The sequence below is a fragment of the Actinoallomurus rhizosphaericola genome (assembly GCF_024055675.1).
Taxonomy (GTDB): Bacteria; Actinomycetota; Actinomycetes; order Streptosporangiales; family Streptosporangiaceae; genus Actinoallomurus; species Actinoallomurus soli.
On record NZ_JAMXMW010000001.1, the window covers coordinates 14,709 to 32,047 of the forward strand.

18 protein-coding genes are annotated in these 17,339 nt (G+C 72.4%); 4 read left to right on the forward strand and 14 right to left on the reverse strand.

Annotation, left to right across the window (positions count from 1 at the left end):
* The first annotated feature begins 15 nt into the window (after positions 1 to 15).
* Entirely contained in the window at positions 16 to 228 is a 213-nt protein-coding gene (locus NE234_RS00095; protein ID WP_252775588.1) for a biotin/lipoyl-binding carrier protein, read from the forward strand.
* 49 nt (positions 229 to 277) lie between these two features.
* Here the strand turns inward: NE234_RS00095 and NE234_RS00100 are convergent, their stop codons facing one another.
* The 7 genes from NE234_RS00100 to NE234_RS00130 form a co-directional block, all read right to left on the reverse strand.
* A complete protein-coding gene (locus NE234_RS00100) occupies positions 278 to 994 on the reverse strand; it encodes a hypothetical protein (RefSeq protein WP_252775590.1) in 717 nt (238 codons plus the stop codon).
* A 168-nt stretch (positions 995 to 1,162) separates the two neighbouring features.
* Positions 1,163 to 1,714, reverse strand: coding sequence for a GNAT family N-acetyltransferase (locus tag NE234_RS00105; RefSeq protein WP_252775592.1), 552 nt, complete (start codon positions 1,712 to 1,714; stop codon positions 1,163 to 1,165).
* 79 nt (positions 1,715 to 1,793) lie between these two features.
* On the reverse strand, positions 1,794 to 3,413 hold the full coding sequence (mctP, locus tag NE234_RS00110) for a monocarboxylate uptake permease MctP (protein WP_252775594.1): 1,620 nt from the start codon (positions 3,411 to 3,413) through the stop codon (positions 1,794 to 1,796).
* Positions 3,414 to 3,417: 4 nt separating this feature from the next.
* Positions 3,418 to 3,678 (reverse strand): DUF3311 domain-containing protein, encoded by a 261-nt coding sequence (locus NE234_RS00115; RefSeq protein WP_252775596.1) that lies wholly within the window; start codon positions 3,676 to 3,678, stop codon positions 3,418 to 3,420.
* A 110-nt stretch (positions 3,679 to 3,788) separates the two neighbouring features.
* Positions 3,789 to 4,439, reverse strand: coding sequence for a hypothetical protein (locus NE234_RS00120; RefSeq protein WP_252775598.1), 651 nt, complete (start codon positions 4,437 to 4,439; stop codon positions 3,789 to 3,791).
* On the reverse strand, positions 4,436 to 5,806 hold the full coding sequence (locus NE234_RS00125) for a sensor histidine kinase (RefSeq protein WP_252775599.1): 1,371 nt from the start codon (positions 5,804 to 5,806) through the stop codon (positions 4,436 to 4,438). The genes NE234_RS00120 and NE234_RS00125 overlap by 4 nt, the downstream gene beginning before the upstream one ends.
* Complete coding sequence (locus NE234_RS00130) at positions 5,803 to 6,477, reverse strand: response regulator transcription factor (RefSeq protein ID WP_252775601.1); 675 nt, start codon at positions 6,475 to 6,477, stop codon at positions 5,803 to 5,805. The genes NE234_RS00125 and NE234_RS00130 overlap by 4 nt, the downstream gene beginning before the upstream one ends.
* A gap of 162 nt (positions 6,478 to 6,639) precedes the next feature.
* Here NE234_RS00130 and NE234_RS00135 point away from each other — a divergent pair, with 162 nt between their 5' ends.
* Positions 6,640 to 8,742, forward strand: coding sequence for a transglycosylase domain-containing protein (locus NE234_RS00135; RefSeq protein WP_252775603.1), 2,103 nt, complete (start codon positions 6,640 to 6,642; stop codon positions 8,740 to 8,742).
* A 4-nt stretch (positions 8,743 to 8,746) separates the two neighbouring features.
* Here the strand turns inward: NE234_RS00135 and NE234_RS00140 are convergent, their stop codons facing one another.
* The 3 genes from NE234_RS00140 to NE234_RS00150 form a co-directional block, all read right to left on the reverse strand.
* The gene (locus tag NE234_RS00140) at positions 8,747 to 9,505 is read right to left on the reverse strand and encodes a hypothetical protein (protein ID WP_252775605.1); all 759 of its coding nucleotides are present in this window, start codon (positions 9,503 to 9,505) and stop codon (positions 8,747 to 8,749) included.
* Between the two features lie 101 nt (positions 9,506 to 9,606).
* Positions 9,607 to 10,344, reverse strand: coding sequence for a dethiobiotin synthase (gene bioD / locus NE234_RS00145; RefSeq protein WP_252775607.1), 738 nt, complete (start codon positions 10,342 to 10,344; stop codon positions 9,607 to 9,609).
* A 39-nt stretch (positions 10,345 to 10,383) separates the two neighbouring features.
* Positions 10,384 to 11,334 (reverse strand): SDR family oxidoreductase, encoded by a 951-nt coding sequence (locus NE234_RS00150; RefSeq protein WP_252775609.1) that lies wholly within the window; start codon positions 11,332 to 11,334, stop codon positions 10,384 to 10,386.
* 113 nt (positions 11,335 to 11,447) lie between these two features.
* Between NE234_RS00150 and NE234_RS00155 the strand changes: the two genes are divergently transcribed.
* Positions 11,448 to 12,050 (forward strand): TetR/AcrR family transcriptional regulator, encoded by a 603-nt coding sequence (locus NE234_RS00155; protein WP_252775611.1) that lies wholly within the window; start codon positions 11,448 to 11,450, stop codon positions 12,048 to 12,050.
* A 95-nt stretch (positions 12,051 to 12,145) separates the two neighbouring features.
* Here NE234_RS00155 and NE234_RS00160 read toward each other — a convergent pair whose 3' ends face one another.
* Both NE234_RS00160 and NE234_RS00165 read right to left on the reverse strand, forming a co-directional pair.
* A complete protein-coding gene (locus tag NE234_RS00160; protein WP_252775615.1) occupies positions 12,146 to 12,898 on the reverse strand; it encodes a GntR family transcriptional regulator in 753 nt (250 codons plus the stop codon).
* Between the two features lie 15 nt (positions 12,899 to 12,913).
* Positions 12,914 to 14,080 (reverse strand): 8-amino-7-oxononanoate synthase, encoded by a 1,167-nt coding sequence (locus tag NE234_RS00165; RefSeq protein ID WP_252775616.1) that lies wholly within the window; start codon positions 14,078 to 14,080, stop codon positions 12,914 to 12,916.
* 38 nt (positions 14,081 to 14,118) lie between these two features.
* Here NE234_RS00165 and NE234_RS00170 point away from each other — a divergent pair, with 38 nt between their 5' ends.
* Complete coding sequence (locus NE234_RS00170) at positions 14,119 to 15,630, forward strand: histidine kinase N-terminal domain-containing protein (RefSeq protein ID WP_252775618.1); 1,512 nt, start codon at positions 14,119 to 14,121, stop codon at positions 15,628 to 15,630.
* A 271-nt stretch (positions 15,631 to 15,901) separates the two neighbouring features.
* On the opposite strand, the gene NE234_RS00175 is transcribed toward NE234_RS00170, so the two are convergent.
* Positions 15,902 to 16,156 (reverse strand): WhiB family transcriptional regulator, encoded by a 255-nt coding sequence (locus NE234_RS00175; protein WP_252775620.1) that lies wholly within the window; start codon positions 16,154 to 16,156, stop codon positions 15,902 to 15,904.
* A 256-nt stretch (positions 16,157 to 16,412) separates the two neighbouring features.
* Positions 16,413 to 17,339 (reverse strand): diacylglycerol/lipid kinase family protein, encoded by a 927-nt coding sequence (locus NE234_RS00180; protein WP_252775622.1) that lies wholly within the window; start codon positions 17,337 to 17,339, stop codon positions 16,413 to 16,415.

Genomic DNA, 17,339 nt, shown 5'->3' on the forward strand with positions numbered 1-17,339 from the left:
AGGAGAGGAGCCGCAGTGGCTGAGGTCCGCGCGGAAATGGTGGCGAACGTCTGGAAGGTGCTCGTCAGCGAGGGTGACCAGGTCGAGGAGGGCGACACCCTCGTCATCCTGGAGTCGATGAAGATGGAGATCCCGGTGCTCACCGAGGACTCCGGCACCATCTCCAGTCTGAAGGTCGCCGAGGGCGACGTCATCCAGGAAGGCGACCTGATCGCCGTCATCGACTGACCCCCGTAGACCGCCTTCACCGAGACCTCTGCACGCCTGGACGGCGCGCTCAGCGGCCGGCGTCCTCGCCGGTACGCCTGCGCGCCACCGGGATGCGTTCAGTGCGCGGCAGCCGGGGTGCCGGTGGCCTCGGGCCGGGTCGCCGGGAGACGACAGCCGTCACGGTGCTGTTCCGCTCGATCCACGCGGCCGCATGCGGGCACACGGCCGATGCCACGAACAGCAGATCCGCGTAGTCGGCCGCCAGGTCGCGGCGGTGGATCGGCTCATGATGAGCCAGTCGATTCCGCAGCAGGTGGAGCCGCGCGACCCGGTCGGCGACCTCCCGGCGTCTCTGCGGCCGCAGCTCCGGAAAGGCGTGCCGCAGCGCAGGCGTCCAGAGACTCTGCTCGTACCGAGAGCTCAGCAGGTAGCGCCAGAACCCGAAGCTGAGCTCGGACACCATCCGTCCTGGAGTGACCGGACGGCGGAGGCGCTTGATCCGTCGTCGCGCGTCAGCGATGTCCGCCTGTCGATGTGTCTCGAAGACGCCGAGGGGATCGTCGTACCAGCCGCCCGGCAGCCCTCGTGTCTTGTGCCAGGCGGTGAGTTCTCTGTGGAGAGCGTTGCGGAGGACGACCTCGAACCCCTGGAGAGAGGCGAACATCGCCGCGCTGGCCTCGGTGTTCCATTCGTAGAGGGCGAGGCTGCCGGTGTGGTGGCCTCCGGTCACCGCGTCGTATGACGCAAGGCGTTCCTCCGCGAGGCGGATACGGAGAGTTTTCATCCATGTGGGACTGGTGACCTCGACCACTGTCGGCTATCCTTCAGGGGAACACCCCGGATGGCCTCTGCATCGCAAGCCGCCGGGGTTACTGTTTTCGTGACCTCCTTATTACTAGCAGTGACCGTCTGGTCGCGCAGGCGTTCGAGTCGACAGGACGGCGAGGCCGGGTCAGAGGGCCAGGGCGTAGGTGAGGAGCTCGCCGCCCGGGGTGGGGCTCCAGTCGCGGTCCGGGGTGCGGACGAAGCCGAGCCTGCGGTAGATCCGGTGGGCGGCGTGCATGACCGGCTCGGTCGACAGGCGCAGCGTCGTGCAGCCGTCCTCGCGGGCCCGGCGGATGCAGTACCTCACCAGGGCCTCGCCGAGGCCCAGCCCGCGCGCCATCGGGTTGACCGCGAGCATGCGGAACTCCGCCTCCTTCGGTCCGGCCAGCTGGGCCCAGGCGCTGTCGTGCCGGCAGTAGGTCACGGTCCCGATCGGCTCGCCACCCCGGGCCGCGACGACCAGCTCGGCATCGCGGGCGCGGGAGGCGGCGTCGCGCAGGTAGGGGACGTAGCTTCCGTTCGGGCTGATGTACCCGGCGGCGACGTAGACCGTCGCGGTGAGCTCGCCGATCGCACGCAGCTCCTCGGGGCGGGCGACGCGGATCTCGATGCCGGCCGGCGTCCCGGGTGCGGGCGGTTCCCCCGGTGAACCCAGCACCGGAGGCTTCTCCTGGCTCACGAACGAAGCTTAGAACAACACAAAACCGACCATGTACCCCCGTAGCCTGCGGCAGCCTCGGAGCGGCCGCCGCAGGCGCTCAGCCGGTGGTCACTTCGGGGAGGTCGCGGACGCGCGCGTCGTCGGCGTCCGCGAGGAAGTCGGCCGGGCTGGTCTCGTCAACGCCGTCCGCGACCTTCAGCGCCCTCAGCAGGACGGTGAGCACCACCACGACCAGCATGTTGAGGACGAACGCGGTCAGCGCGATGTACCCGGTGTGGTGGATGAGGGGGATGTCGGCGATCGACTGGCCGAAGTGCTTCTGGGTGGGCGAGGACTGCCGGTACGCCGTGACGGTCCCGTACACCATGGCCACGGCCCAGCCCGCCAGCAGCGCCCAGCGGTGGAACCACCGGGTGAACAGCCCGATCGCCAGCGACGGGAAGGTCTGCACGATCCAGATGCCGCCGAGGAGCTGCAGGTTGATCGCCAGCGACTTGTCGAAGGCCAGGACGAAGATGAGCGCGCCGACCTTCACGAGCAGGGACACGAACTGCGAGACCCGCGTCTCCTCGGCCGGGGACGCCTCCGGCCGGAAGAAGGCCTTGTAGACGTTGCGGGTGAACAGGTTCGAGGCCGCGATCGACATGATCGCCGCCGGGACGAGCGCGCCGACGCCGATGGCGGCGAAGGCGACCCCGGTGAACCAGCTGGGGAAGACGTGGTCGAACAGGGTCGGTACGGCCAGCTGCGGATTCTTCGCGGCCTTCACGGCGGCCGCCACGTCGGGTCTTGCCAGCGCCATGTAGCCGAGAAGGGCGAGGAGCCCGAGCAGCAGGGAGTACGCGGGGAGCAGCGCGGCGTTCCGCCTGATCACGTTGCGGCGGCCGGCGGCGAGCGCCCCCGTCACGGTGTGCGGATAGATGAACAGCGCCAGCGAGGAACCGAGGGCGAGCGTGCCGTACGCCCAGTGGTTCAGGTCGCTGGTGACGATCGATCCGCCGGGCTTGTGGGTCGCCGGGTTGACCTTGGTGAGGGACGCCTGGGCGGTGTCGAAGATGTGGCCCCAGCCGCCGAGCTTCGTCGGGATGTAGAGGATCGCCACGATGATCACGAGGTAGATCAGCGCGTCCTTGACGAAGGCGATCAGCGCCGGAGCCCGCAGGCCGGACGTGTAGGTGTAGGCGGCCAGGAGCCCGAACGCGATGAACAGCGGCAGGTCCCGTGCCAGGCCGGAGCCCTTGACCCCCATGACGGTGAGAACGGCCTGGATGCCGACGAGCTGCAGCGCGATGTAGGGCATCATCGCCAGGATTCCGGTGACGGCCACGGCCAGGCCCAGGCTCTTGGAACCGAAACGGCCGCGGACGAAGTCGGCCGGTGTGACGTACCCGTGGACGTGGGACACCGACCACAGGCGGGGGCCGATCAGGAAGACGATCGGGTAGGCGATCGCGGCGTACGGCAGGGACCAGAAGCCCATCGCACCGCTGGCGAACACCGCGGCGGGCACCGCGATGAACGTGTAGGCCGTGTAGAGGTCGCCGCCGAGCAGGAACCAGGTGACGAACGTTCCGAAGCTGCGCCCGCCGAGGCCCCACTCGTCCAGGTGCAGGAGCGTCTGGCCGCGTCGCCACCGGGCGGCGGCGAACCCGACGACGGTCACCAGGAGGAGGAAGAAGACGAAGACCGCGAGCTCGACGCCGTTGACGTGGTCCATGGACTCACTCGCCCTTCTCGTCGGCCCGGTCGGGGGAGGATCCGCCGGTCTCGCGGCGGGTGAGCGCGTACGCGAGGCCGATGAAGGCCGCCGTGAGGATCACCCAGACCAGTTGCCACCAGTAGAAGAAGGGGAAGCCGGCGAGGCGGGGCTTGATCTTCGCGTAGCTCGGGACGGCGAGGTAGATGACGAAGGGCGCGATCAGGAGGACGGCGATCACGACCCGCACGAGAGGGCGGGTCGGTGGTGCGGCTTTGTTCGGCATGTCGGGGCCCCTTCGGAACAAAGGTTCGCTCCCGCCACTCTGAACGCATGTGATCACAAACCGATCTCGGCCTGCGGCGTCCAGATAACGAACCGGTAACGTCCCGGTGCTCAGCCCGTCGGCTTCGGCACCGGCGGAGAGCCGTTCCCGGGCGAGAGCAGCCGTTTCCGTGGCACGGTCACCGTCGGAGCGCCCGTGGCCCCGATCGGTCCGGGGTACGGGGAGGTGGCGGTCGGGTCCGCGGTCGGCACCCCCTCCGGGCCGCTGGACCCGGCCCCGGCCGGGCCGTCGCCCGCCTGGCACGGGGCGGACGAAAGCTTTTCGATGAGGACCGGATTGAGAGACGGGCCTCTCACGATCGGCGCGCCGGGCAGCAGACGTGCTGTGCAGAAGATCTGCTGATATCCGTCCACCGCCTGTTGCATCAGCCGGCGCCGGGACTCGACGAAGATCGCCTTGGTGCCGATCGGGTGGATGGTGACATCCGCCGTCAGTTCCGTGTGCAGGCCGCGTTCGCGCTCCTGGGCGGTCGGACCGGCCAGAAGGGCGTCGAACACCGCCTGGCTGTCCCACGGCGGAACGGACCGCTCCACGGCCGTCAGGCCGCCGTCATCGAAGAAGTACACCCGTGCCTTGGGCAGGGAGGTGGCGGTCGCGGTCGGCGCCTCTCCGGCGCTCACCACGCCGGTCGGGCGCACTCCGCACCCCGCGAGCAGGCAGACCACGGCGGCCACGGGGACCGCGCGTACGGGCCGCCTCATGCCGGGATCCGTACGGTGAAGACCGCGCCGCCGCCCGGCGCGTTGCCCGCCTCGATCCTCCCGCCGTGCAGGGCGGCGTTCGCCTGGGCGATCGACAGGCCGAGCCCGGTGCCCTTGCCCGCCGGGCGCGCCGGGTCCGCCTTGAAGAACCGGTCGAACACGTGCGGCAGCACGTCGTCCGGGATGCCGGGACCATTGTCGATCACCCGTACCTCCAGCCCGGGCCGCGCGACGACGCGGACGGGCGGGGCGCCGTGCCGCAGCGCGTTGGCCACCAGGTTGGCGATGATGACGTCGAACCGCCGGGCGTCGAGCCGTGCACGCAGGCCGGGCGGGATCTCGATGACGACCTGGTCGGCCCAGCCGCGGGTGGTCACGCACTCGCGGACGAGGGCGGCGAGCGGCACGTCGTCCAGGGTCAGGTCGGCGGTCCCGGCGTCCATCCTGCTGATCTCCAGCAGGTCCTCCACCAGGGCGCCGAGGCGCCGGGTCTGCTCGGCGACCAGGCGGGCCGCCGTGCCGGTGTCCGCGGGGAGCCGGGCGGCGTCCTCCTCCAGCAGGTCGGTGACGGCGGTCATGGCGGCGATCGGGGTGCGCAGCTCGTGCGAGACGTCGGCGGCGAACCGCCGGGCGGTGGCCTCGAGGCGGCGCAGCTCACCGACGGTGTACTCCAGGGACGCGGCGCTCTCGTTGAAGATCCGCGCGACGTCGGCCAGTTCGTCCCGGCCGCGCACGTCGACGCGGGCGGCGAGCTGGCCCTTGCCGAGCGAGCGGGCGGCCCGGGCGAGACGGCGCAGCGGCCGCAGCACGCTGCGCCCCAGGAGCGCGGCGAGGACCACGGCCAGGACGATCGTCAGCGCGCCCGCGCGCGTCAGGGCGCTCTGGATGCGGTCCAGGTCGGCGTTCTCCTTGGCGAGGGACGCGAACACGGCGACGGCGAGCGGCAGCGGCCCTCCGTCGCGGCCCCGCACGCGCGTGGCGGTGACGAGCCAGGGCGTCCCGTGGATGACGACCCGCTGGAAGTACAGCCCCTGGGCGGCGTGGGAGGCCAGGCCGGCGGGCACGTCGCGCGGGCCGAACTCCCCGGTGGCGACCACCGTGGTGCCGTCGGTCACGACCACGTACCGGTCGGGGCGCACCAGCGCGGTCGCCACGTCCCGCAGCGTCCGCTCCGGCACCGGGGCGGACAGGTCGCCGGGCACGGTGTGCGCGAGCGTCTCGCGCGTGTCGATGAGGACGGCGTCCTGCGCCCGCTGCAGGATGGCCCGGCGGACGAGGACGTACCCGATGCCGGCGACGAGCGCGGTGGAGGCGAGGCAGGCGGCGACGAATGCGATGAACAGGCGCGCGCGCAGTCCGCTGATCACGGTGCCGTGAACCGGTAGCCGAAGCCGCGGACCGTCTGGATCAGCGTGGGCGCGGCCGCGTCCGTCTCGATCTTGGCGCGCAGCCGTTGCACGCAGGCGTCCACGAGGCGCGAGTCACCGGCGTAGCCGTGGTCCCACACTTCCCGCAGCAGGTAGCCGCGGGTCAGCGCCTGCCCGGGATGACGGGTCAGCTCCAGGAGCAGCCGCAGCTCGGTCGGGGTGAGGTGGACGTCCTCGCCGGCCTTCGTGACGCGCAGCGCCGCCCGGTCGATGACCAGGTCGCCGAAGCTGGAACGGCTCATCGGGGTCTTCTCGGCGCGCCGCAGGACGGCGCGGATCCGCGCGTCCAGCACGGCCGGCTCGACGGGCTTGACCACGTAGTCGTCGGCACCCGCCTCCAGGCCGACGACCACGTCCAGGCTCTCGCCCCGCGCGGTCAGCAGGATGATCGGGATCTCGTCGGACTTACGGAGCCGACGGCAGACCTCCACGCCGTCCAGGCCGGGCAGCATGACGTCCAGCACGACGATCTCCGGGCGGCGCGCCCGCGCGTACTCGAGGCCCTCCTCGCCCGTCGTCCGTGCGGTGACCGAGTGCCCCTGACGGGTGAGGGCGAGCTCCAGCCCCGTACGGACCGACGGGTCATCCTCCACCAGCAAGATCGCGACCATCGGCCCATTATCGAGCGGCGGGCCCCGCGGCGTGGTTCTGTCACCGAATCCAGACATTTTCCGGGAAGTGTGACCGCATCCCGACAGCTTGATGACGCTTCCTGACGATGGTTGATCGACATGGCAGGACGTCGCAGACGCGAGCGGAGACGATGGACGCGGATGGCGGTACGGGGTCTCGGGGGCCTCATACCGCGCAAGGGCCGCAGGCTGCGGCTGGTCCGGCGGGCGGGCTACGTGCTCGGCGGTCTCGTCGTGGTCCTCGGAATCTGCCTCTGGGTGGTCTACACGCAGGTCAAGGTGCCGCCGGTCAGCGCCGCCGCGCGGGCGGAGGCGAGCATCCTGTACTACCGGGACGGGACCCCGATCGCCCAGGTCGGACGGCTCAACCGCGTCGCCGTGCCGCTGCGGTCGATCCCGGCGCACCTGCGGGGCGCGGTCCTCGCCGCCGAGGACCGCGGCTTCTACAGCGAACCCGTCGTCTCGCCCACCGGCCTGACCCGCGCGGTCTTGGCCGCGCTGTCCGGCGGGCCGCGCCAGGGCGGGTCCGGCATCGCCCAGCAGTACGTCAAGGTCGCCTACCTGAGCCCCCGCCAGACGCTCGACCGCAAGGTCAAGGAGCTGTTCATCGCGGTGAAGCTGAATCGCTCCCGGTCCAAGGACTGGATCCTCGAGCAGTACCTCAACACCGTCTACTTCGGCCGCGGGGCGTACGGGGTGCAGGCGGCCGCGCGCGCGTACTTCCGCAAGGACGTCGGTGACCTCACCCCGGCCGAGAGCGCACTGCTGGCCGGGGTGATCCAGGCGCCGTCGTACCTCGATCCCGCGCTCGGGCACACCGCGCAGACGCAGGCCCGCTGGCGGTACGTCATCGACGGGATGATGAGCACCGGAGTGCTGCCGAAGGGGCCACGGCCGGCGTTCCCGAAGGTCGCGCCCGCGCACACCGACGCGCTGTACGGCGGGCAGCGCGGCTACCTGATCGAGCGGATCACCGGCGAACTGCACCGGCGGGGCTTCGACGACGACGCGATCTACCGGCGCGGCCTGCGGGTGACCACCACCCTCGACCGTGCGACGCAGGAGGAGGCGCCGCGCGCGGTGGCCGATGCGGTCGGCGGGGACAAGGACATCGAGACCGGGCTCGTCTCCGTACGGCCGGGCACCGGTGAGATCCTCGCGGCGTACGGCGGACGGGACTACCTCAAGCACCAGTACGACAACGCGTTCCTCGCCGACCTGCCCGCGGGTTCCTCCTTCCACCCGTTCGTCCTGGCCACGGCCCTGCAGGACGGCATCGGCCTGCGCAGCGTCGTGGACGGCTCGCCCCTGAAGGACGTCCGCAACGACGACGACCACAAGGCCGGCGCGACGGACCTGCTCGAGGCCACGGCCGCCTCGTACAACACGGTGTTCGCCCGGCTGGGGGCGAAGACGGGCGCCTCCGCCGCCGGCCGCGTCGGCCTCCCGAGCCGGCCCGTGCCGCCTCGGGTCCACGCCGTCGACCAGGCCGCGGCGTACGCCGCCCTGGCCGACGGCCGGTACGCCGACCCGCACATCATCGCCCGCGTCACGGACGCGTCCGGGAAGACGCTGCTGACTGTACGGCCGCACGTCCGGCGGGCGCTGTCCCCGGCCGTGGCGGCGGACGTCACCTTCGCCCTCGGGCTCGGGGCGAAGGTGGGCGGCGCGCGGGCCGTGCTCGACCGCCCGGCGGCCGGCCAGATCGGCACCACGGACGCCAACGCCGCCGCCTGGTACTGCGGCTACACGCCGAGCGTGGCCACCGCCGTCGTCACCTACCGTGCCAGCAACCGTCCGCTGATCAACCAGGGTGACGCGCCCCTGCGCAAGACCACCGGCACGCCGGCCGCCATCTGGAAGGCCGTCACGACCACCGCCGTCGCCGACCGGCCCCCCGAGGACTTCCCGCCGCCCGCCTGGGTCGGCACGCCCCAGCGGTTCGCGACGCCCACGCCGAGCCCCACCCCGCCGACGCCGCCGACCACCCCGCCGGTGTACGTGCCGCCGGAGAAGCGGGCAACGCCGCAAGTGCGGTCACCGAAGGGGATGCTTTCCAAGACGTCTCCGCCCACCCGCCCCTCGAAGGGCCACGCGACCCACCCGGCGACGGCCGACCCGGACGCGACGGCGGACCCGGACGCGACGGCGGACCCGAAGGGGCCGCCCGACTCGGAAGGGAACGCCGACTCGGAAGGGAAGGCCGACTCGGAGGGGAAGGCCGACTCGGAGGGGACGCCCTGACCGGTCAGGCGAGGGCCGAGCAGTCCGCCTCGTCGGGCAGCAGCGGCCGGAACATCACCCGGTAGAACCGGCCGTGATCCGTCCAGTCGCTCCACCGGCCGGCCGGCGCCTTCCGTGCGTCCGCGCCGGTGAGGACGGTGCAGGTCCGCGTGCCCACCCGCGTCCCCGAGCCGAGCGGCACGGCGAACGGCCACCGCGGCGCTCCGGTCGCGGATCCGGGCAGCGCCAGCGCCGCGACCTTGGCCGGGCGGTACGGGTGCGGCGCGGCGGCGAGGTCGCCGCGCGCCCAGGCCGACGGGTTCAGCAGGGCGAGCAACGCCGCCGCCCTGCCGTCGCTCACCGGCTCGACGAGCCGGGTCGTACGCGGCCGCCCGTCGACGACGAAGGTGATGACCGCGTACATGGCGTCGGCCATGTACGGGCTCTCCACGGTCCGCGGCGTCGCGAGCCCGGCGTTCCGAGCCGCCGACACGATGCGCCGCACCGCCCGCGGGGTCAGCCGGTACTCGGTCAGCGCGCCGGAGGCCCCGGCGACGACGCGCCCGTCGCCGTACAGGGAGAAGTCCGGCAGGCTCCCCGGGCCGCCCAGCCCGGCGATGCCCCCGCTCGTGCTCGTCCGCAGCACCAGCGCGGTGCCGGACGGTGCGGACGCCGACGGCGCGGACGCCGGCGGCGGCGCCGGCGTGGGATCGAGCCCGGCCTCCGAACGTCCGGAACAGCCCGCCGCCGCCAGCGCGGCGGCCACCACGACCATGGCCTTCATAGAAGATCGCTCCTCAGTGCGTGGCGCGTCCCCGGAACTCAGACGTGCTCCGAGGCCGCGCGGTTCCCTGGTAGGTCGGGGGGAGCGGGTCGTAGGGGGGTTCAGGGGATGAGGTCCCAGCTGCGGGCGCGGGCGGCGCAGTCCGCGCGGAAGGCCGCGGCGTCGAACACGCCGCCGAGATGCGGGGCCAGACCGTCGCGGGCGGCCAGCAGGAACTCCGGCCCGGACAGCTCTCCGGACCGCTCGGGCAGCGCCCCGGACAGCGGGCGGGCGGCGATCGTCTCCAGGTCCCGGACGTTGCACAGGTCGTCGAGGCCGGGCCGGCGCGGCCAGGACCCGATGACGACCCCGGCGAGTTCGAGCCCGTGATTCGCCATGGCCTCCAGCGTCAGCGCCGTGTGGTTCAGCGTGCCCAGCCCCGGCCGCACGGCGACCAGCACGGGCGCCCGCAGGGAGTGCGCGAGGTCGGCCAGCGTGGTGCCGTCCTCGTCGTAGCGCACCAGCAGCCCGCCGGCCCCTTCGACGATCACCAGGTCACGGTCGAGCGCCTGGATCCGCTCGGCGGCCGTGCGGAGATCGAGCGGCGGGAGCCCGGTCCGCCGGGCGGCCGCCGCCGGTGAGAGCGCGTCGGTGTAGCGCGCGAACTCGTGCAGATCGCCGACGCCCGCGAGCCGCCGCACCTCGTCCAGATCCCCGGCCTGGTCCGGGCGCGCACCGGTCTGTGCGGGTTTGACCACCGCGACCGACGCGCCACGCGCCCGTGCCAACGCCGCGAGGGCCGCCGTGACGACCGTCTTCCCGACCCCGGTATCCGTCCCGCTGACCACCAGCACACTCATTCGAGTGAGCGTAATGAGAGAAGACGCCGAACGAGAGCCTCAGCGCCGAGGATTTCCGTGCCGATGGCGACTCCGATCCTCGGCATGAACGTTCCGCCCGTTCTCCTCCTCGAGGAGGTCCGCAATCAGGCCGGGTCTCGCGGGGGTCCAGCCGAGCAGGTCGCGGGTGCTCTGGCTCGAGGTGGGAGCGTCGAGGCCGATGAAGGCGGCCAGATAACCGAAATGCTCCGCGGCGTCTTCGGGCGCGATGGGTGCGGCCGGAACGCCGAGCCGGCGGGCGATGGCCGCGGCGATGTCCCGGAGGGCGATGCCCTCCTCGGCGACGGCGTGCAGACGGGACCCCGCGGGCGCGGATTCGAGCGCGCGGCGGTAGAGGCGGCCGACGTCGCGTGTGTCCGCGGCGGGCCATCGGTTGGCGCCGTCGCCGGTGTACCCGGACACTCCCGTGGCCTGCGCGATGGCGATGAGGCCGGAGGCGAAGCCGTAGCGGCCGCGGCTGTGCACCGTCGGCGGCAGACGGACGACCGAGGTCCGTACTCCCTGCTCGGCGAGGGCGATCACCCGGTTCTCCGCGTCGATCCGCGGTCCCCCGGGCCACACGTCGTGCTCGGTGATCCTCGCGCGGGAGCCGGCGAGCGCCAATCCGAGCAGGGCGTTCGTGCCGACGAAGGGCTTCCCCGTGCCTCGCAGGGCGGCACCCATCGTCTCGATCGCACGCAGGTCGGCGGTGGCCGCGCCGCCCAGGTCCCCGGCGCGCATCTCGTCGTGCTTGAACGCGAGGTGGATGACACCGTCGGTGTCGTGGACCGCGGCGGTCAGACGGTCGAGGTCGTCGAGGTCGCCATGGCGGACGTCGGCGCCGAGCGACCGCACGACGGCCGCCGACCGCTCCGAGCGGGCCAGCCCGACGACGCTGTGACCGGCCGACACCAGTTCGGGGATGACCGCGGAGGCGATGTGCCCTGAGGCGCCGGTGACGAATACCCGCATTGCTGGACCTCCTTCGAGGCCGCGCCGAGGTACGAGTCGGCACGGTGACTGCACTTGGTGCAGTCAGTCTACCGACGCTGACTGCACTTTGTGCAATGGGTACGCTCGCAGGCATGCCGAGATGGGAACCGGACGCCGTCGGCCGCCTGCAGGCCGCCGCTCTCGACCTCTTCGCGGAACAGGGCTTCGAGCGCACCACGATCGAGGAGATCAGCAGACGGGCGGGGCTCAGCAAGCGCTCGTTCTTCAATCACTTCGGCGACAAGCGCGAGGTCCTCTTCGGCCCGGTCTCCGAGATGCAGCGGGAGACCGTCACCCGCGAGATCGCCGCGTGCCCCGAGACCCTGCCGCCGCTCGAAGCCGTCGTCCGCGGCCTGCAGGCCGCCGCCGACGCGGTGTTCGAGGCGCGCCGCGACGCGGCGACGCGCCGCCGCGACATCGTCGAGGCCAATCCCGAACTGTGGGAACGCGAGCTCCGCAAGCAGGCCGCGCTCACCGACGCCGTCGCCGCCGCGCTCCGCGCGCGAGGCGTCGACCCCGACACGGCGCTCCTCTGCGCCCGCGCCGGCATGGTGGTGCACCAGACCGCGATGCGGCGATGGACGCGATCGACCGACGGCCGGTCCCTGCGGGATCACCTCTCCGACGCGCTGGACGCACTGCGCGCGACCGCCGCCCAGACGGCGGGTCAGGGAGACGCCGACGCGGCATCGTGAAGGGGGAGGCGTCCCGCGCCGATCTCGGCGTCCGCGCAGCGTCGCGGCAGGCCCCCGATCACTTCACGGACGGGCCCGTCGGGTCGCAGGAGCCGTCAGGGAGTCTGACCCTGGCGGCGGAGGCGGGTGATGAACTTGTAGCGGTCGCCGCGGTAGAAGGACTGGGCCCACTCGACGGGGTGGCCGTCGACGTCGAAGGCGTGCCGGGACAGCAGCAGGAGCGGCAGGCCCACGTCGACGCCCAGGAGCTGGGCGTCGTCGGGGGTGGCCAGCACGGTCTCGATGGTCTCCTCCGCCTCGGCGAGGTGCACGTCGTACGCGGTGGCGAGGGTCTCGTACAGCGAACCGTGGCGCGGCAGCTCCTTGCGGAGGCCGGGGAAGCGGCGGGCGGGCAGCAGGGACGTGTCGATCGACATCGGCTCACCGTCGGCGAGGCGGAGCCGGTGGATGCGCAGGGCGCGGCCGCCGGGCCGGATGCCGAGCAGGCCGGCGACCCGTTCGTCCGCGGTGACGTAGTCGATGTCGAGGATGCGGGTCTCCGGTTCGAGGCCGTGGTGCCGCATGTCCTCGGTGTAGCTGACGAGCTGCAGCTCCTGGGCGACCTTGGGCTTGGCGACGAACGTGCCCTTGCCCTGGATCCGCTGCAGGCGTCCCTCGATCACCAGCTCGGCGAGGGCCTGCCGTACGGTCGTACGGGAGGTGCCGTACTTCTCCGCGAGCGTGCGTTCGGGCGGGAGAGGGCTTCCCGGGGTCAGCGCCTCGGTCAGCTCGATGAGGCGCTTCTTCAGCCGGTAGTACTTCGGGATCCGTGGCTCGATCCCGAGCTCCGGTGCCTGCTCAGCCGTCACGCGCACTCCTTACGTTCACCGCCGCGTCGCTCCGGCGTTAGGAGCAGGGTACGGTCTGGTCCGCTTCTTGACATTAGCCAGTACTCGCGTGACGGCTGTGAGATCCGCCTCGCCGAGGTCGGCGCGTGCGGTGAGCCGCAGGCAGGCGCGCCCCACCGGAACGGAGGGCGGCCGGAAACAGCCGACCCGGACCCCGTGGTCCGCGCACAGCTCCGCCGCGCGGACGGCCTCGTTCGGGTCCCCGATGATCACCGGGACCACGGCGGCGGCCGGGGACGTCGTCTCGAGCCCGAGCCCACGGGCGACATCGGCCAGGTGGAGGGCGCGGGCGCGGGCGCGCTCCGGCAGGTCCGGCTCGGCGGCCAGCACGCCGAGCGCGGCGAGGGCCGCACCCGCGCACGCGGGCGCCAGCCCGGTGTCGAAGACGAACGAACGCGCCGTGTCGATCAGCGTCTCGATCACCTCGGGCGCGCCGAGGACCACACCGCCCTGCGCGCCGAGCGACTTGGACAGGGTGGCGGTGAGAACGACGTCGGGCTCGCCGGCGATCCCGGCGGCGTACGCCGCGCCCCGGCCGCCCGGCCCGACGACGCCGAGCGCGTGCGCCTCGTCGATCAGGAGGATCGCGCCGTGGCGCCGGGCGACCCGGTGCAGCTCACGGAGCGGGGCCAGGTCGCCGTCCACCGAGAACACCGCGTCGGTCGCGACGACCGCGTCCGCCGAGCCGGTCAGGGCGGCGTCCACGGCCGCGACGTCCCCGTGCGGCGTGACGGTGACCGCAGCACGGGACAGCCGGCACCCGTCGATCAGCGAGGCGTGGTTGCCCTGGTCGGAGACGATCAGCCGGGGGCGCAGCGCGGTGAGGGCCCCCAGGTTGGCCAGGTAGCCGGAGGAGAACACCAGGGCCGACGGCATGCCGGTGAACTCCGCCAGCCGGTGCTCCAGCTCGGCGTGCAGCTCCGTCGTCCCGGTGACGAGACGCGACCCGGTGGATCCGGCCCCCCACTTGCGTACGGCCTCGATCGCCCCCTCGGCCAGCCGGGCGTCGCGGGACAGGCCGAGATAGTCGTTGGAGGCCAGGTCGAGGAGCGACGCGACGGGCGGGCGTGGGCGCAGCGTCCGGTGCAGGCCGGCGGCCGTGCGCTCGTGGGTCGCGGCCGTCAACCGCTGAAGTGGGTCCACCCGGAAATCATTCCAGCCCCGCCTGCGATTATGCAGACGTGCCCACGTTGACCGACCTCACCAGGCAGCACACCGATCTGGACGCGGCGGACCTGGAATGGATCCACGCCCTGGTGTCGGACTGGCAGCTGCTCGCCGACCTGTCGTTCGCGGACCTGGTGCTCTGGGTCCCGCTGACCGGCCGCCGCTCCCGCGGGGGCGGCGGCCCCGGTGCCGTCGACGGCTGGGTGGCCGTCGCCCAGATCCGGCCCACGACCGGCCCCACCGCCTACACCGACGACCTCGTCGGCATGGTCGTCGAGCCCGGCGGGCGCGGCCTGATCGACGTCGCCTGGGCGGAGGAGCGCATCTGCCGGGAGGGGGACCCGGAGTGGGGGAGCGGCATCCCGGTGCGGGAGGAGGCGATTCCCGTACGCCGGGACGGCCGGATCCTCGGCATCATCCAGCGGAGCACGAACCTCAGCTCGGCGCGTACGCCCAGCCACCTGGAGCTGACGTACCTGCAGAGCGCCAGCGACCTGGCGAAGATGATCGACGAGGGGCGGTTCCCGTTCCGTGAGGTGGAGCCGAACCTCGCCCGGTCTCCGCGGGTCGGCGACGGCCTGATCCGGGTGGACCGGGACGGGCGGGTGCTCTACGCGAGTCCCAACGCGCAGTCGGCGTACCGCAGGCTGGGGCTGGCCACCGACCTGGTCGGAACGCTGCTGGGGGACACCACCGCCCGGCTCATCAACACGGCGGTGGACGACTCGCTGGCGGTGGTCGCCGGCGGCCGCGCCCCGAGCGAGACCGAGATCGAGTCGAACGGCGCGATCGTGCAGCTGCGGGCCATCCCGCTGATCGTCGACGGGGACCGTACGGGCGCGCTCGTGCTGCTGCGGGACGTCACCGAGCTGCGCTGGCGCGACCGGGCGCTGATGAGCAAGGACGCCACGATCCGGGAGATCCACCACCGGGTGAAGAACAACCTGCAGACCGTCGCGGCGCTCCTGCGCCTGCAGGCCCGGCGGCTGCGGGTTCCGGAAGGACGGGCCGCCCTGGAGGAGGCCGTGCGCCGGGTCGGCTCGATCGCGATCGTCCATGAGACGCTCTCGCACACGCCGGAGGAGCTGGTCGACTTCGACGACATCGCCGACCGGGTCATGGCCATGGCCGGGGAGGTCTCGGCGCCGGAGACCCGGGTGCGGCCGAAGAGGGTGGGGAGTTTCGGGGTGCTGCCCGCGGTGATCGCCACCCCGGTCGCCATGGTCCTCGCCGAACTGCTGCAGAACGCCCTCGAACACGGCCTGGCGAACCGCCCCGGAACCCTCGAGGTGGTGGTGACGCGCGGCGACGAGCGGCTGAAGGTGCTGGTCGCCGACAACGGGAGCGGGCTGCCCGACGACTTCGACGTCGACTCGACCGCGAGCCTGGGCCTGCAGATCGTCCGCACGCTGATCGTGGGGGAGTTGGGCGGGGTCATCGACCTGCGGCCGCGTCAGGGCGGGGGCACGGAAGTGGTCCTGGACATCCCCCTGGACCAGGGGCCGCGTACGGCTCCGCACCCCTGAGCCGGGCGACCGGTCAGCGGCGCGGGCCGTCCGGGCGGAGCGGCGACCTGCGCCGCCGCCCGAGCCGGAGGGCGCGGCGGGCGGGCCGGCCGAGCCCGGCGGGGCCGACGGGCCGATTGAGCTCCGCGGGGCGGACGGGCCGCCCGAGCCCGGCGGGGCCCGGGAAACACGAACGCCCGTGACCTGGGGTCACGGGCGTTGATCCGGCGCGATGTCGATGGGCCGATCTGCGAGCCACGATGCGGCGGACGTCGTTTCTCAGGGTGGTCTCTCAGACGTGGGCGCGAGCGCGGGCGCGGGCGTTCCGGCGCTTCAGGGCGCGGCGCTCGTCTTCGCTCATCGCGCCCCAGACCCCGGCGTCCTGGCCTGAGGTCAGTGCCCAGTTCAGGCAGGCGTCGGTCACCGGGCAGCGGCGGCATACCTGCTTGGCCTCTTCGATCTGTACCAGCGCGGGGCCGGTGTTCCCGATCGGGAAGAACAGCTCGGGGTCCTCGTCACGGCAGGCAGCGCGGTGGCGCCAGTCCATGCGGTCCACTCCTTCGTAGCGCGTGAAGTGTCGACTCCACTTGTGAACGGTTTCACGATGTCGCGAACAGTCCAAGGACCATGGGTAAGGTCCGGGAAGTGTTCATGGCGGTCTCGACCAGGGGTGATACCCGATGCCGCGCGCCACTTAGAGATTCCCAGGGCGTCAGAGAGGGCGCAAGAGCTTTGAGAAACTTTTCTCAAAGTATGGCTGTCGCGTGTGTCACATGGCCGAAACCCGAACGTAACTTCGTGACTCAGATCACGATGCGCACCGCTTTGGGAACGGACCGGAAGGTCACCGACTCGCGTTGCCCGAGGTAGTCCCCGTCGACCTGGAACGCTATCGGCCGGTGGGAGCGCAGCGTGAACTCCGTCAGGTCGTGCAGACCGAGGACCTGGCTGCCGCGCGGCTGCCGCTGGAACGGCGGCAGGATCTGCGACAGCACGTTCAACGTCGACAGCACGTCGAGGCGCCGCAGCCCGAACAGGTCCAGGCCGGTCGCGAACGCCGCCCGCGGGCTCGGGTCGACCGGCCAGGGACCGGCGTACGTCCACGGCGAGGTGTTCGACACGATGCCCATGAAGATGTGACCGAGCGGCGGCTTGCCGGGCACCTCGAGGGTGAGCGCCGGGCGGCGCCGGTCCGTCAGCACGAAGAACTGGCGCAGCGCCGTGCGGATGTACAGCGTGGAGTACGCACGGGAGCCGGCGGCCCGGCGCTGCTCGACGGCGTGGACGACCTCGGCGTCGAGCCCGAGGCCCGCGCAGAACGTGAAGTACCGGTCGTCGGCCATGCCCAGGCCGACCGTACGGTGACGCCCGGCTCGCAGCGCCTCCAGGACCTGCCCGGCGGCGTCGAGGGCGTTGTTCGGCAGCCCGAGGGAGCGGGCGAAGACGTTCGCGCTGCCGGAGGGGACCACGGCGAGCGCTGGCAGGTCCTGCGACGGCCCCGCGGCGAGCAGCCCGTTGACGGCCTCGTTCACGGTGCCGTCGCCGCCCAGGGCGATGATCACGTCGTAGCCCTCGCCGACCGCCTGCTCGGCCAGTTCCATCGCGTGCCCGCGCCGCTGGGTCTCGGCGAGCTCCAGCCGCACCTCGCCGGCGAACGCGCGCATCAGCACGTCCCGGGCTCGCCGTGACGTTGTCGTCGCCTTCGGGTTGGCGATCAAGAGAGCGCGCAC